The organism is Mesorhizobium intechi, from assembly GCF_002879535.1.
Classification (GTDB): domain Bacteria; phylum Pseudomonadota; class Alphaproteobacteria; order Rhizobiales; family Rhizobiaceae; genus Mesorhizobium; species Mesorhizobium intechi.
Genome location: NZ_PNOT02000220.1, coordinates 1 through 14,733 on the forward strand (window position 1 = coordinate 1; position 14,733 = coordinate 14,733).

The 14,733-nt window shown below is 63.2% G+C and carries 11 protein-coding genes and 1 pseudogene; 6 read left to right on the forward strand and 6 right to left on the reverse strand.

The window, feature by feature from the left end:
* The 3 genes and pseudogenes from C1D09_RS19125 to C1D09_RS19135 all read right to left on the reverse strand — a co-directional run.
* Positions 1 to 146 (reverse strand): annotated as a pseudogene (locus tag C1D09_RS19125) (YaiI/YqxD family protein); the annotation flags it as partial.
* 63 nt (positions 147 to 209) lie between these two features.
* Complete coding sequence (gene gfa, locus C1D09_RS19130; RefSeq protein WP_143975782.1) at positions 210 to 779, reverse strand: S-(hydroxymethyl)glutathione synthase; 570 nt, start codon at positions 777 to 779, stop codon at positions 210 to 212.
* 67 nt (positions 780 to 846) lie between these two features.
* Positions 847 to 1,974 (reverse strand): S-(hydroxymethyl)glutathione dehydrogenase/class III alcohol dehydrogenase, encoded by a 1,128-nt coding sequence (locus C1D09_RS19135; RefSeq protein WP_143975783.1) that lies wholly within the window; start codon positions 1,972 to 1,974, stop codon positions 847 to 849.
* 200 nt (positions 1,975 to 2,174) lie between these two features.
* Here C1D09_RS19135 and C1D09_RS19140 point away from each other — a divergent pair, with 200 nt between their 5' ends.
* The 3 genes from C1D09_RS19140 to C1D09_RS19150 all read left to right on the forward strand — a co-directional run bounded on the left by C1D09_RS19140 (position 2,175) and on the right by C1D09_RS19150 (position 8,677).
* A complete protein-coding gene (locus C1D09_RS19140) occupies positions 2,175 to 4,187 on the forward strand; it encodes an acetyl-CoA carboxylase biotin carboxylase subunit (protein ID WP_143975784.1) in 2,013 nt (670 codons plus the stop codon).
* 106 nt (positions 4,188 to 4,293) lie between these two features.
* Positions 4,294 to 7,821, forward strand: coding sequence for a DNA polymerase III subunit alpha (dnaE, locus tag C1D09_RS19145; RefSeq protein WP_143975785.1), 3,528 nt, complete (start codon positions 4,294 to 4,296; stop codon positions 7,819 to 7,821).
* 52 nt (positions 7,822 to 7,873) lie between these two features.
* Positions 7,874 to 8,677, forward strand: coding sequence for a potassium channel family protein (locus C1D09_RS19150; protein ID WP_143975786.1), 804 nt, complete (start codon positions 7,874 to 7,876; stop codon positions 8,675 to 8,677).
* Between the two features lie 11 nt (positions 8,678 to 8,688).
* Here the strand turns inward: C1D09_RS19150 and C1D09_RS19155 are convergent, their stop codons facing one another.
* Entirely contained in the window at positions 8,689 to 9,570 is an 882-nt protein-coding gene (locus C1D09_RS19155) for a DMT family transporter (RefSeq protein WP_143975787.1), read from the reverse strand.
* A gap of 196 nt (positions 9,571 to 9,766) precedes the next feature.
* On the opposite strand from C1D09_RS19155, the gene C1D09_RS19160 reads away from it, so the two are divergent.
* The gene (locus C1D09_RS19160) at positions 9,767 to 10,276 is read left to right on the forward strand and encodes a hypothetical protein (RefSeq protein WP_143975788.1); all 510 of its coding nucleotides are present in this window, start codon (positions 9,767 to 9,769) and stop codon (positions 10,274 to 10,276) included.
* A 59-nt stretch (positions 10,277 to 10,335) separates the two neighbouring features.
* Here the strand turns inward: C1D09_RS19160 and C1D09_RS19165 are convergent, their stop codons facing one another.
* Positions 10,336 to 11,664: a DNA polymerase IV gene (locus C1D09_RS19165; protein ID WP_143975789.1), complete on the reverse strand. Its 1,329-nt coding sequence runs from the start codon at positions 11,662 to 11,664 to the stop codon at positions 10,336 to 10,338.
* Between the two features lie 66 nt (positions 11,665 to 11,730).
* On the opposite strand from C1D09_RS19165, the gene C1D09_RS19170 reads away from it, so the two are divergent.
* Positions 11,731 to 12,306 (forward strand): GNAT family N-acetyltransferase, encoded by a 576-nt coding sequence (locus C1D09_RS19170; RefSeq protein WP_143975790.1) that lies wholly within the window; start codon positions 11,731 to 11,733, stop codon positions 12,304 to 12,306.
* A gap of 107 nt (positions 12,307 to 12,413) precedes the next feature.
* Complete coding sequence (locus tag C1D09_RS19175) at positions 12,414 to 13,976, forward strand: hypothetical protein (protein WP_246135805.1); 1,563 nt, start codon at positions 12,414 to 12,416, stop codon at positions 13,974 to 13,976.
* Between the two features lie 67 nt (positions 13,977 to 14,043).
* Here C1D09_RS19175 and C1D09_RS19180 read toward each other — a convergent pair whose 3' ends face one another.
* Positions 14,044 to 14,697, reverse strand: coding sequence for a hypothetical protein (locus C1D09_RS19180; protein ID WP_143975562.1), 654 nt, complete (start codon positions 14,695 to 14,697; stop codon positions 14,044 to 14,046).
* Between the last annotated feature and the right edge of the window lie 36 nt (positions 14,698 to 14,733).

A 14,733-nucleotide genomic window follows, 5' to 3' on the forward strand; every position in this document is an offset into this window, starting at 1 on the left:
ACATTGCGGATCATCGGGTCGCGCGAGGGCCGCAAGCCGCCATTGGAGACGTAGGTGACGGCGACGCCGAGGCGCTCGGCGACTTTCTCGACCTCGGCCTTGACCGGGCAGGCATCGGCGTCGACGTAGATGGCGGGTGCGGACATTGCTTCTCCGAAACGGGCAGGGGCCGGACGCGTGTCCGGCCCCTGCCTGAAGTCTTGCAGCGTTCAGGCCGGCAAGGCGCCAGACTTCTTTGCCGTCCAGGTGGCGATATAGTCCATCAGGCCGGGGTTGAGACAGTCATATGGTTCGAGTCCGATTGTCCTTAACTGCGCGCGAATACCATCCATCCGCTTTGGATCGACGCCGGATTCGATGATCGATGACACGAACGCGGCGAAGCCCGGGGGCGACCAGCCGCTCTCCTGGAATCGTTCCGGGTGAATGAAGGTCAGCCCCTTGAACGGATGGTCGCGCTCGACCGGCCCGTGCATGTGGACGCCGCAGCCGGTGCAGGCATGACGCTGGATCAGCGCCGAGGGGTCGACCACTTTCAGCTTGTCGCCGTTCTCGGTGACGGTGACGTCGCCAGTGCCGGCGACGGCAACCACCGAGAATATAGCACCTTCCGGCTTCCAGCATTTGGTGCAGCCGCAGGCGTGGTCGTGGGCGATCTGGCCCTTGACCTTCACCTTGACCGGCTTGCTGGTGCAGGCGCAAACCAGCGTGCCGCCGGCAAAGCTCGCGCTCTCCTTGGGCAGGCCATTGTCAATTTTCGGATGCAGTTTCTCCGCCATTCTTTTCTCCTCCCAGTTGTGAACCACAGAAGTCGCTGGCCGGTCGGCAGGCGGCGTGTGGCTTGGCTTAGTAAACGACGACGCTTCGAATCGACTTGCCCTCATGCATGAGGTCGAACCCCTTGTTGATGTCCTCGAGCTTCAGCGTGTGGGTGATCATCGGGTCGATCTGGATCTTGCCCTCCATGTACCAGTCGACGATGCGCGGCACGTCGGTGCGGCCGCGCGCGCCGCCGAAAGCGGTGCCCATCCAGGTGCGGCCGGTAACCAACTGGAACGGCCGGGTCGAGATCTCCTGGCCGGCGCCGGCGACGCCGATGATGACAGACTTGCCCCAGCCGCGGTGCGAAGCTTCCAGCGCCTGGCGCATCACCTTGGTGTTGCCGGTGCAGTCGAACGTGTAGTCGGCGCCGCCAATCTGGTCGGCGCCGCGCTTGGTCATGTTGACGAGGTGAGGGACGATGTCGCCGTCAATCTCCTTGGGATTGACGAAATGCGTCATGCCGAAGCGCTCGCCCCACTCCTTCTTGTCGTTGTTGAGGTCGACGCCGATGATCATGTCGGCGCCCGCAAGCTTCAGGCCCTGAATGACGTTGAGGCCGATACCGCCGAGGCCGAAGACCACCGCGGTCGCGCCTTGCTCGACCTTGGCGGTGTTGATGACGGCGCCGATGCCGGTGGTGACGCCGCAGCCGATGTAGCAGATCTTGTCAAAGGGGGCGTCCGGATTGACCTTGGCCACCGCGATCTCGGGCAGCACGGTAAAGTTCGAGAAGGTCGAGCAGCCCATATAGTGGAAGATCTTGTCCTTGCCGATCGAGAAGCGCGACGAGCCGTCCGGCATCAAGCCCTGGCCCTGCGTGGCGCGGATCGCCGTGCACAGATTGGTCTTTCTCGACAGGCAGGAGGGGCACTGCCGGCACTCCGGCGTATAGAGCGGAATGACATGGTCGCCCTTCTTGACCGAGGTGACGCCCTTGCCGACATCGACCACCACGCCGGCGCCCTCATGGCCGAGAATGGCTGGGAACAGGCCTTCGGGATCGGCGCCCGACAAAGTGAACTCGTCGGTGTGGCATATGCCGGTCGCCTTGATCTCGACCAGCACCTCGCCCTCGCGAGGGCCGTCGAGGTCGACCTCCATGATCTCCAGCGGCTTTCCGGCGGCGACAGCGACAGCGGCGCGGGTTTTCATAGGGCGTCCTCCAAATGCGAATTTTTTTCCAAGGTTTCAGGTTTTTTCGACACGATCAACTGGAAGCTGGCGCCGAGACTGGGCCACAGCGACGAATTGGAATCGCAAATCGATTGAAAGGCAGTGATTTGCATGGTCGGCTTGACCCCGCAAGCACAGGTCATAAAAGGAACGGCCGACCGGAGGGGAATGACCTCAACATGTTCACGAAAATCCTGATCGCCAATCGTGGCGAGATCGCCTGTCGCGTCATCAAGACGGCGCGCAAGATGGGGATTGCCACGGTCGCCGTCTATTCCGATGCCGATCGCGATGCCGTGCATGTCGAGATGGCCGACGAGGCGGTGCATATCGGGCCTTCGCCCGCCGCGCAGAGTTATCTTATCCCTGAAAAGATCATCGCCGCCTGCAAGGAAACCGAGGCTCAGGCTGTGCATCCTGGCTATGGCTTCCTGTCCGAGCGGGCCGCCTTCTGCGAAGCGCTGGAGAAAGAAGGCATCGTCTTCATCGGCCCGAAGCCCAAGGCGATCAGGGCTATGGGCGACAAGATCGAATCGAAGAAATTCGCCAATGCCGCCAAGGTTTCGACGGTTCCGGGCTGGCTCGGCGTCATCGAGAATGCCGACCATGCGCAAAAGATCGCCGGCGAGATCGGCTATCCCGTGATGATCAAGGCCTCGGCCGGCGGCGGCGGCAAGGGCATGCGCATTGCGTGGAACCAGTCGGAAGTGCGCGACGGTTTCGACCGGGCGCGCTCCGAAGCCAAGAGCTCGTTCGGCGACGACCGCGTGTTCATCGAAAAATTCGTCGTCGATCCGCGCCATATCGAGATCCAGGTGCTGGCCGACGCGCATGGCAATGCGCTCTATCTCGGCGAGCGCGAATGCTCGATCCAGCGCCGCAACCAGAAGGTGGCGGAAGAGGCGCCGTCGCCATTCCTCGACGCCAGGACGCGCAAGGCCATGGGCGAGCAGTCGGTGGCGCTGGCCAGGGCTGTCGACTACCAGAGCGCCGGTACGGTCGAGTTCATCGTCGACAAGGACAAGAACTTCTATTTCCTTGAAATGAATACACGATTGCAAGTCGAGCACCCCGTGACGGAGCTCGTCACCGGCGTCGATCTGGTCGAGCAGATGATCCGCGTCGCCGCCGGCGAGAAGCTCGCTTTGAAGCAAAGCGACATCAAGCTGAATGGCTGGGCGGTGGAAAGCCGGCTCTATGCCGAGGATCCCTATCGCAATTTCCTGCCGTCGATCGGCCGGCTGACGCGCTACCGACCGCCGGAGGAAGGGCAATTCGGCGATGTCGTCATCCGCAACGACACCGGCGTCACCGAGGGCTCCGAGATTTCGATGTTCTATGACCCGATGCTCGCCAAATTGTGCACCTGGGCGCCGACGCGCATCGAAGCGATCGACGCCATGTCGGAGGCGCTCGACAGTTTTGTGGTCGACGGTATCGAGCACAACATTCCGTTCCTGGCGGCGCTGATGCAGCATCCGCGCTGGCGGGAAGGGGCGATATCGACCGGCTTCATAGCAGAGGAGTATCCCGACGGTTTTGCGCCTGTTATCCCAAACAGCGAAGAAAAGGCGGTGCTGTCCTCGATCGTGACCGCGGTGGAACTGCTGCGACGCGACCGGCTCGACCGGCTGGGTGGGCGGCTGGCGCCGCATTCGGGCGTACTCAAGCGCGATTGGGTGGTGAAGCTTGGCGACGATTATCTCCAGGCGTCCATCCTCGAAGGCATGATCTCCATTCCGACGGAGATCGACCTGTCGATCGACGGTGGCAAGGCGCTGACCGTTTCATCCGACTGGCGGCCGGGCGACCTGATCTGGCGCGGCACGGTCGGCAAGCGTTCCGTTGTCGCCCAGATCCGGTCTGTCGCCAACGGTCTTCGCATCGCCTGGAAAGGCATGTCGGTGACCGCGCGCGCCATGCTGCCGCGCATCGCCGAACTGGAGCAGCTGATGCCGGAAAAGGCGGCGCCTGATACGTCGAAATTGCTGCTCTGCCCGATGCCTGGCCTCGTCGTGTCGATCGCTGTCACAGAGGGCCAGGAAGTCAAGGCCGGCGAGACCTTGGCCGTGGTCGAGGCGATGAAGATGGAAAACGTTCTGCGCGCCGAGCGCGATCTCATCGTGTCGAAGCTCAACGCCAAGCCCGGCGACAGTCTCGCCGTGGACGCAGTGATCATGGAATTCGCCTGACCAGGCTGGAAGCCTGTGGTCAGCGGTCGTTTGTGCTGGACTGGTATCGCCCGGTCCCGGACAATACATGTCCATCGACTCAAGGCCTTCGAGTGCGCGAGAAATCATGGCGGATGACAAACTTCCACGCGACCCCCTGAAGCGCGAAGCCGCCATTGCGGCCGCGCGGCCGCAGGTGCCGGCGCGGCCGTTCGTGCATCTGCGCGTGCATTCGGCCTATTCGCTGCTCGAGGGCGCGCTCCAACTCGGCAAGATCGTCGGCCATGCCCTGAAGGACGAAGCGCCGGCGATAGCCGTCACCGACACCAACAATCTGTTCGGCGCGCTCGAATTCGCGCAAAAGGCGGTGAAGGAGGGTATCCAGCCGATCATAGGCTGCCAGATCGCGCTCGCCTTTTCCGGCGAGAACAGCGACGGCCAGCGCGACCGCCGACGTCAAGGCCCAGAAATGCGGCCGGTCGTTCTGCTCGCCGCGACCGAAACCGGCTATTCCAACCTGGTCAGGCTGGTTAGCCGCGTCTACCTTGAAACGCCGCCCGGCGAGGCGGTGCATCTGACGACCGAGATGCTGGAGGCAAGGACCGACGGGCTGATCTGCCTCAGCGGCGGGCCGCGCGGCCCGATCGGCAACGCCTTGAAGGAGGATCGCCGCGATCTGGCCGAGGTGCGGCTTTTGACGCTCAAGACGTTGTTCGGCGACCGGCTCTATGTCGAGCTGGATCGGGTCGCGGGCTACGACCGGATCATCGAACATCAGACGATCGATCTCGCCTATGCGCACGAGCTTCCACTTGTCGCCACCAACGAAGCCTTCTTCTCCTCGCGCGACGATTATGAGGCGCATGACGCGCTGATTGCCATCGCCGAAGGCTCCGTCGTCGCCGTCGACACCCGCCGCCGGCTGTCGCCGGACAATTTCCTGCGCAGCCAGGCCGAAATGGCGCAATTGTTCGCCGACCTGCCGGAAGCGATCGACAACACGGTCGAGATCGCGCTGCGCTGTTCTTACTATCCAAAAACCCGCAGCCCGATCCTGCCGCGCTTCACCGGCGGCGATGCCTCCGACAAGGACGCGGCCGAAAAGGCCGAGGCCGCGGAGCTGGCGCGCCAGGCGCGCGAGGGGCTCGACGCGCGGCTTGCGCTGCACGGACCGACGCCAGGTTACACGGTCGAGCAATATCGCGAACGGCTGGAATTCGAACTCGGCATCATCGAGAAGATGAAATTTCCGGGCTACTTCCTGATCGTTGCGGACTTCATCAAATGGGCCAAGGCGCAAGGCATTCCGGTCGGACCGGGCCGCGGTTCGGGCGCCGGATCGCTGGTCGCCTATTCGACGACCATCACCGACATCGATCCGCTGCGCTTCTCCCTGCTGTTCGAGCGCTTCCTCAATCCCGACCGCGTGTCGATGCCCGACTTCGACATCGACTTCTGCCAGGACCGCCGCGAAGAGGTGATCCGCTACGTCCAGCAGAAATACGGCCGCGACCAGGTCGGCCAGATCATCACCTTCGGTACGCTGCAGGCGCGCGCGGTGCTGCGCGACGTCGGCCGTGTGCTGCAGATGCCCTACGGCCAGGTCGACAAGCTGTCCAAGATGGTGCCGCAGAACCCGGCCAATCCGGTCAAGCTCGCCGACGCCATCGCCAACGAACCACGCTTTGCCGAAGAGGCCGAGAAAGAGCCGATCGTCCAGACGCTGCTCGACATGGCGCAGAAGCTGGAAGGCCTTTACCGCCATGCTTCGACACACGCCGCCGGCATCGTCATCGGCGACCGGCCTTTGTCGGAACTGGTGCCGATGTACCGCGATCCGCGCTCGGACATGCCGGTCACCCAGTTCAACATGAAGTATGTCGAGCAGGCCGGGTTGGTGAAGTTCGACTTCCTCGGCCTGAAGACGCTGACCGTGCTGGAGACGGCGGTGAAGCTGATCCGCCGGCGCGGCATCGACATCGATCTGGCGACGATCCCGCTCGACGATGCCGAGACTTACGCCATGCTGTCGCGCGGCGAGGTGGTCGGCGTGTTCCAGGTGGAAAGTGCCGGCATGCGCAAGGCGCTGATCGGCATGCGGCCCGACTGCATCGAGGACATCATCGCGCTCGTCGCCCTCTACCGGCCGGGTCCGATGGAGAACATCCCGACCTACAACGCCAGGAAGCATGGCGAGGAGGAGATGGCGTCGATCCATCCGAAGATCGACCATCTGGTGAAGGAGACGCAAGGCGTTATCGTCTACCAGGAACAGGTGATGCAGATCGCGCAGGAGCTGTCCGGCTATTCGCTCGGCGAAGCCGACCTTCTGCGCCGCGCCATGGGCAAGAAGATCCGCGCCGAGATGGACAAGCAGCGCGAGCGCTTTGTCTCGGGTGCCGTCGAGCGCGGTGTCAGCAAGCCGCAAGCCGACTTCATTTTCGACCTGCTGGCCAAGTTCGCCGACTACGGTTTCAACAAGTCGCACGCCGCAGCCTACGCCGTGGTGTCGTACCAGACCGCCTACCTCAAGGCACATTATCCGGTCGAGTTCCTGGCCGCGTCGATGACGCTCGACATGGGCAACACCGACAAGCTCGCCGACTTCCGCCAGGACGCGCTGCGCCTCGGCATCGAGGTTCTGGCGCCGTCGGTAATGACCAGCTTCCGACCTTTCGAGGTCGGCGAGAACCGCATCTATTATTCGATGGCCGCGCTCAAGGGCGTCGGCGACGCGGCGGTCGAGCACATCGTTGCCGTGCGCGGCGAAAAGCCGTTCAAGAATCTCGCCGATTTCTGCGAGAGGGTCGATCCCAAGATCGTCGGCAAGCGCGTCTTCGAAAGCCTGATCATGGCCGGCGCGCTCGACTGCTTCGGCCATGACCGCGCCCAGATGATGGCTGGCGTCGAACGGATGATGGGATTGGCGTCACTTGCCCAGCAGAACGCCGTTTCCGGCCAGGCCGATATTTTCGGCGCCTCGCTCGGCGCACAGTCGCAGGCGCTGAACCTTCCGGCGACGGATCCATGGCTCGCCGCCGACCGGCTGCACCGCGAATTCCAGGTCGTCGGCTTCTATCTCTCGGCCCATCCGCTCGACGAATACAAGGCGGCTTTGCAGAAGATGCGGGTGCAGAACTGGGCGGAGTTCTCGGCCGCCGTCAAGCGCGGCGCTTCTGCCGGCCGCCTTGCAGGCACGGTGACCAGCAAACAGGAGCGCAAGACGCGCACCGGCAACAAGATGGGCGTTGTGGCCTTTTCCGATACTTCCGGCCAGTACGAGGCCGTGCTGTTTTCAGAAGCATTGGCGCAGTACCGTGACTTGCTGGAAGCCGGCCGCTCCGTCGTCATCACCGTCGCGGCCGAGGACCGGCCCGAGGGCGTCAATTTGCGCATCAACTCCGTGCAATCGCTGGAGGAGGAGGCAAGCCGCATTCAGAAGGCGCTGCGCATATTCGTCAGGAACGAAGGACCCGCCTCGACAATCCAATCCCAGCTCACCCAGCGCGGTGAAAGCCAGGTGAGCATCATCGTGATCAAGGAAGAGGCCCAGGGCGAGGTGGAAATCGCCTTGCAGGGCGGCTACCGCGTCTCGCCGCAGGTCGCCTCGGCGATGCGCGCCTTGCCCGGTGTGGTCGAAGTGGAGTTGGTGTGATCCCCGCCCTTCGCAGCCGTCGGCACATGCCGCCCGTGTCATCGCGATCGGCATGAAGGCCGCGGATAAGCGAGCGCCACAGGATCGTTCCACGATGGCGCGGCTGCGCGACACGTTGCGCAGGCTCTATCATGGGCGCACGCCCACCGCCTTCCGGTTTCAGGTTGCGGCAATCGCCATCGATCTGGCCATTATCGCCTTCTTCATCGCGACACCCGTCATCCAGCAATCGGCCTCGTTCCTGTGGCTGGATTATGCGGTGGCCGCTCTCGTCGGCGCCGATCTGGTCGCCCGGCTGCTGGCGTCAAACGACATGCTGCGCCTGATGAGACAACCGACTTCCTGGGTGGATGTCTTCATCCTGTTGACGCTGCTGATGCCGACGGCGCTCGCCAATCTCGGTTTTCTGCGCATCCTGCGACTATGGTCGCTGTCGCGCAGCGGTTCGATCTGGCGGCATTTCGAGATGCGTGGGCTGAGGCCCTGGCGCGAGGCAAGCAATGCGATCATCAACCTCTTGACGTTTCTGTTCGTCATCACCGGCTTCGTCTACACCTTCTTTTTCCGCAACGGCGCCGGGCTGGAAAACTACATCGACGCGCTTTATTTCACCGTCGCCACAGTGACGACGACCGGCTTCGGCGACATCGTGCTGCCCGGAATGGCCGGCAAGCTGACGGCGATCGTCACCATGATCATCGGCATTTCGCTGTTTGTCAGGCTGGCGCAGGCGATCTTCCGGCCGGCCAAGGTGTTCTTTCCGTGCCCGCAATGCGGGTTGCAGCGGCATGAACCGGACGCCGCGCACTGCAAGGCCTGCGGGCATGTCCTCAACATACCGAACGAAGGCGACTGACAGGCTGAACGCTACGATGCCGCCACTTCAGCCGGCTGCACCGGTTTGCGCTGCAGATTGAGCAGATTGCCCATCAGGATCAACAGCGCGCCACCGGCGGTGAAAGCATCGATCTGCTCGTGGTAGAGCAGCCAGCCGACCAGCGCCGACAAGGGCACCCGCAGGAAATCCATTGGCGAAATAACCGTGGCGTCGGCATAGGTGAGCGCCCGGGCCATGCAGAAATGTGACGACATGCCGGTGAAGGCGATCAGCAGGATCCACGGCCAGAGTTCAAGCGATGGGGTGCGCCACACGTAGAGGGCGGGGATCAGGCCGAGCACCGACTGGATGATCAGCATCCAGAAAATTATGCGCACGACGCTGTCGGTGCGCGTCAGCGATTTGACCAGTACCAGCGATATGCCGAAACAGACGGCGGCGCCGAGCACGACCAGATGTCCGGGATCAACGGCGTCGACGCCTGGCCGGACGATGACCACCACCCCGACCAGGCCGAGCACGACTGCCGCCAGTTTCGGCCGGCTCAGCCTTTCGCCGAGAAAAGTCACCGCCAGGATCGCCGTCCAGATCGGCGTGGTGAATTCGATCGAGATCAGCACCGCCAGCGGAATCAACGTCAAGGCGTATAGCCATGCCGCCTGGCCGCTATAGTGGACGACGTTGCGGGCGAGATGGGCAAGGGGACGCTGCGTGCGCATTGCCGCGAAGCCGCCGCCCGCCAGCACCAGCGGCAAGAGGATGAAGAAGCCGATCACCGAGCGCAGTTCCAGCACCTGGAAAACGTTGAGTTCGGCTGTCGTGGCGCGGCCGGCGACCGACATCGCCAGGAAAGAGCTGATCGACAGCGCCATCCAGAACGCGGCCTTGGGGATCGAGGGGGCAGGTGCCATGGCAGCTATCTCGCAGGCCGGGGCTTTTGCCGCAATCGCTAGTCGCTCCATTCTTCTGGGCCAGTTGCAATGGCGTGACGTTGCAAAACGGCCGTGTCGCGAGAGGAACCCGATGGGGGCAGCGGGCGTTGAATCCCGACAATCAGCCGAGCTTCGCAGGACGTCTTGCCTTCCAGCATCGACAAGGAGAATCTCGATGAGACCATATGCGCAATTTGCGCTTGCCGGCTGTCTCTTGGTGGCGGCGGCAGGCACGGCACATGCCGACGAGACCAAGTTTCTCCAGTCGTTCAAGGGTAATTTTGCCGGCAAGGGTACTGTCCAGGTGACCACGGATGTGCCGAACGTCAGTGTTTCCTGCAGCTTCAAGTCGAACGCGACCTCGACATCGCTCTCGCTGGATGGCAGTTGCCGCGGTCTCGTCTTGGTGACACGGGCCATCAGCGCCAAGTTGAACGTCACGGGTGCAAGATATAGCGGCGTCTATGTGGGGTCGCGTACAGGGCCGGCACAGCTGAACGGCAGCCGCTCGGGCAACGCGATCAATCTTGGCATCCGCTGGGCCAAGGACGTCAATGGCGATCGCAAGGCGCGGATGACGGTCGAGAAGCGAGGCGAGAATGGCATCCGGCTGACGGTCACCGACACCGATCAGACAACCGGCAAGAATGTGGTGACGAGCAGGATCGATCTGACACGCACCTGAGCGATGTATCGATATTCAGGTGATGCCGACGGCCTGACCCGAATCTCAACAGACCAGGCTCAGTCTTCCAGCGGCTCGGGCGGGTGGGCATCGCGGCCCCTGCCGAACGTATAGCCGGTTTCCACCGCCTTGCGGCCGAACTTGTCGCGCAGCGCATCGATGGCGCCTTCGGCCATGGCGCGCTTGCGCGACTGGACGTCGACCAGATCCGGCGGGTCGGCCTTGTCGTCGTCGGATAGGTCGCTGACGCCGATGCCGAGCAATCGAAATTTCGTTCCATCCGTTTCCTTGCGCAGAAGCTCCACCCCTGTCTGAAAGATACGGTCCGCGAGCCTGGTCGGATCGCCGAGCTGGCGGTTGCGCGTGCGCAGCTTGAAATCCTGGGTCTTCAGCTTCAGCACCACAGTGCGTCCGGCAATGCCTGACTTCTTCAGCCGCGCCGAGACCTTTTCCGAGAGCCCTCTCAGCACTGCGACCAACTCGTCCAGCGACGCGATGTCGGTGTCGAAGGTGGTTTCGGCCGATACGCTTTTGGCGTCCTGGTCGGGATCGACGCGGCGAACGTCCTCACCGCGCGAAAGCCGGTAGAGCCGGTCGCCCATCACGCCGTAGCGGCGCATCAGGTCGCCACGCTCCATCGTCTGAAGCTGGCCGATGGTGCGGATGCCGTCCCGTTCCAGCGTGGCGTTGAACGCCTTGCCGACGCCCCAGATCATGGTCACCGGCTGCGGCGCCAGGAAGCCGACCGCCTCGGCCTCGCCGATGACCGAAAAGCCGCGCGGCTTGCGGAAGTCCGACGCTATCTTGGCGAGGAACTTGCAATAGGACAGGCCGGCCGAAACGGTGATGCCGATCTCCTTCTCGACGGCCAGTGCGAAGCGGGCGAGCACCACGGCCGGCGGCAGGCCGTGCAACCGTTCGGTGCCGGCGAGGTCGAGAAAGGCCTCGTCGATCGACAGCGGCTCGACCAGCGGCGTCAGCGCCTGCATCATGGCGCGTACCTCGCGGCCGACACGTACATATTTTTCCATGTTGGGCGGGATCACGACCGCCTCGGGGCAGGCCTCGAGCGCCTTGAACATAGGCATGGCGGAACGCACGCCCCGGATGCGGGCGATATAGCAAGCGGTGGAGACCACCCCGCGCTTGCCGCCGCCGATGATCAGCGGCTTGTCCTTGAGTGCCGGGTTGTCGCGCTTTTCGATCGCCGCGTAGAAGGCGTCGCAATCGATATGGGCCAAATGCAGCCGGTAAAGCTCGGGATGACGGGCAAGGCGAGGGCTGCCGCAGCGCTGGCAGCGACTCGTTTCACCACGCTGAAACGTCAGGCAGTCACGGCAAAAACCGTGATCGGGATTGTTGACAGGGGCCGCCATCACTGCGAACATAAAGAGAACAGAGGCAATGGTACGACAGTGCAGGGTCAGCGACAAGCTTGGCCTGGGGAGAACCATATGAGCACGACGATAGTACCGCTGACGCCTGAGCTCTGGCCTGATTTCGAGGACCTTTTCGGCAAGCAGGGCGCCTGCTACGGCTGCTGGTGCACGCATTTCCGGCTGGCGCCGGCGGCGCGGCGCGAGAGCAGCCGCGAGCGCAACAAGGACCATATCAAGGCGCGCATCGAGGCCGGCCCGCCGCCCGGGCTGCTGGCCTTCGAGGACGGCAAGGCGGTTGGCTGGATGCAGATCGGACCGCGCGCCGACGTGCCCGAATGGAACAACAAGGGCAGGGGCTCGGCGCCGATCGATCCCGCCGACGCCTCCGACCCGGTCGTCTGGGCGATCTCCTGCTTCTTCGTCCGCGCCAAGGCGCGGGGTCGGGGCATCACGCATCGCCTCGTCGAAGGCGGCATTGATTTCGCCCGCAACAACGGCGCACGGCTGGTCGAGGCCTGCCCGATCGACCTGTCGCGCGATTCCCGCTCGATCGGCCTGTTCGTCGGCTCGTCGGGGGTGTTCCAGAAAGCCGGGTTCGAGAGGCTGGTGGAACGCAAGGCGGGCCGGCCGCTGATGCGGCTGGTGCTTTAGCCGGTTGCCTGACTGTCATCATCTTGCAGTTGTGATGGTATTTCCCTACCAGAAGCACGAAAACGATTTTTGCCTTTTCGATCAAACGGAGACTTGACGTGAACCGTATGTTGCCAATTGCCTTTGCCGGGCTTCTGCTCAGCGCGCCCGCCTTCGGCCAGACCGTCGACAGCAAGGGCGCGAAGCAATTGTCCGATGATCTGTCCCGCTATGTCGGCAAACAGGCGCTCGACAAGGGCATTCTGAAGGTTTCAGTCGAAGGCGACGCCTACAAGGTCGCGTTCGATCTCAAGGCGCTTGCCGCGGCGGTTCCCGAGCAGGGAAAGGTGAAACTCGACTTCGCGCCCTACGCCGTGCTGGTGAAGCCGCGCAGCGACGGGACCTGGGATGTCTCGATGGATTTTTCGCAAAGCGGATCCTTCGAGTTCAACGGGCCCGAGGGGCTGCAAAGCACGCAGTTTTCGATCAAGGACGGCAAGGGGTCCGGTGTCTATGATCCCAATCTGGCGGCCTTCATCAGCGGCTCCAGTTCGCTGGCTGGCATGACGATGGCCTCGAAGGACGCCAAGCAGCAGATGGAGGCCAGCACCGGTGCCGGCACCGCGACGGTCGCCGCCACCAAGGCCGCCAATGGCGGCGTCGACTTCACGATGTCGCAAAAGGTTTCGAATTTCGCCGAGGCGATCAAACTGAACGATCCCGAGAACGGGCTGAATTTCCCGGTCACCATCAAGTCCCCGGAATTGTCGGTGGAAGCCAGCGGCAGGGGCGTGCAGACGAGGCCGCTGCTCGACCTCGTGGCATTTGCCGTGGCCAATGAGGACGAGAAGACGCTGAAGGCAAACCAGGCGCAGCTCAAGTCGCTTCTGCGCGCAGCGCTTCCGGTGTGGGAGCGCATCGACGGCACCTATGGTTTCAAGGATTTCGCGGTCGACAGCCCGATCGGCACTTTCGGCGCAACCCAACTCAGCACCGCGTTCGGCAGCGACGGCGTTTCCCAGAGCGGCAAGGTCACCTACGGCATCAAGGCGTCGGGGCTGACCGTGCCGCAGCAGCTCTTGCCGAGTTGGAGCGTGGCGTTGCTGCCCACCGATATCGACCTGAACTTCGGCGGTGCCAATATCGATCTCGACAGCATGGCGAAGAAGGCGATCGAAGCCTTTGATCTCAATCAGGATCCGCCACTGTCGGCAGAGTTCGGCGACCAGCTCAAGGCTGACTTCCTGGCCAAGGCGCCGAAGGTCGTCATTGGCCACAGCGTTGTGAAGAATAAGGACATGGAGATCGCGCTGGAAGGCGAGATGACGAGCTTCGGCCAGAAACCGGACGCAAATCTCACCGTCGATGTCGCCGGCTTCGACAAGATCATGGCGCATCTGCAGGAAGCGGCAAAGGCGGAGCCCGAGGTCGGGCAGTACGTGCCTGTCGCTCTCATGGTCAAGGGTTTCGCCAAGACGCTGCCGGACGGTCGGCTGGAATGGGCGGTCAGCACCAGGGCCGACGGCTCGGTCACCGTCAACGGCGTCATGCTGAAGCCCGCCGATCCGGCCGTGGACGACAGCGTCGACGACGGTGACGGGGCGGACGACAGCAGCGGCGGCGACAATGGCGATGGCGCCAACAGTGGCGGCAGCGACAATGGCGGGGCCGGTGCGAAGCTGAATCCTTGAGGTTGGGCTTTCCAGAAATTCCAGGAAAATCGCATAGCGTTCTTCCCTTGCGAATTGCGTGTAACGTTTATAGCCCCAGCGCGCCGGCGATCTTCGGCGCGGCTTCGTGCCAGTCCTGGACGACGATGACATCGTCCGGGACCGGGGGCAGGAACGCACGCAACGAATTGTCGGCCATCAGGTGGAAAAGGCTGGCGTCGGTGACCGATACCCGCACCGATGCCAGATTGTGCGGCTGATCGTCGACGAAGGCCACCGGCCGGCCGCTCTTGCCGCGCAGCCTGGCCACTGCCGGTCCCTTGGCCATTTCGGTGGTGAGCAGCGGATAGTTCAGACCCAAGGCATCGAGATGCGCGCGGCGCACGGCACGATGCCGGTGCGGCATGGCGGTCAGCAGTATGATTTCCGCGCGGTCGCCAAGCCTTGCCAAGCTTTCCGCTGCGCCGCCGGTTATGCTTTGCCAATCGGCCTGCGCGTCGAAGAAATCGCCCAGAAGTGCAGTGACTTCCGGCTGTTCGATCAGCCTGCCGCTGGCCGTTTCGGCAATGTTGCCGGTCAGCCGGAAGGATGCCAGCGTCAGCCCATAGCCGCGCGACTTCAAGAAATGCGGGAAGGGGCGGATGAATTCGAGGACGACGTCATCGACGTCGAGCACCAGCAGGGGCCGGTCGTCCGCTGACAGTTCCTCGATCTGGCGCGCGGTCTCGGGATCGTCGCTCATATGGAGCGCTCGTGGTTGTCGTCGCCGAGCGGCAGC

Bases quoted from the DNA above. Each gene is read 5' to 3' on its own strand.
- dnaE (WP_143975785.1), top strand. From the start codon at position 4,294: ATGGCGGATGACAAACTTCCACGCGACCCCCTGAAGCGCGAAGCCGCC.
- C1D09_RS19140 (WP_143975784.1), top strand. From the start codon at position 2,175: ATGTTCACGAAAATCCTGATCGCCAATCGTGGCGAGATCGCCTGTCGC.
- C1D09_RS19160 (WP_143975788.1), top strand. From the start codon at position 9,767: ATGAGACCATATGCGCAATTTGCGCTTGCCGGCTGTCTCTTGGTGGCG.
- C1D09_RS19150 (WP_143975786.1), top strand. From the start codon at position 7,874: ATGAAGGCCGCGGATAAGCGAGCGCCACAGGATCGTTCCACGATGGCG.
- gfa (WP_143975782.1), bottom strand. From the start codon at position 779: ATGGCGGAGAAACTGCATCCGAAAATTGACAATGGCCTGCCCAAGGAG.
- C1D09_RS19155 (WP_143975787.1), bottom strand. From the start codon at position 9,570: ATGGCACCTGCCCCCTCGATCCCCAAGGCCGCGTTCTGGATGGCGCTG.
- C1D09_RS19165 (WP_143975789.1), bottom strand. From the start codon at position 11,664: ATGTTCGCAGTGATGGCGGCCCCTGTCAACAATCCCGATCACGGTTTT.
- C1D09_RS19135 (WP_143975783.1), bottom strand. From the start codon at position 1,974: ATGAAAACCCGCGCCGCTGTCGCTGTCGCCGCCGGAAAGCCGCTGGAG.
- C1D09_RS19170 (WP_143975790.1), top strand. From the start codon at position 11,731: ATGAGCACGACGATAGTACCGCTGACGCCTGAGCTCTGGCCTGATTTC.
- C1D09_RS19175 (WP_246135805.1), top strand. From the start codon at position 12,414: ATGTTGCCAATTGCCTTTGCCGGGCTTCTGCTCAGCGCGCCCGCCTTC.
- C1D09_RS19180 (WP_143975562.1), bottom strand. From the start codon at position 14,697: ATGAGCGACGATCCCGAGACCGCGCGCCAGATCGAGGAACTGTCAGCG.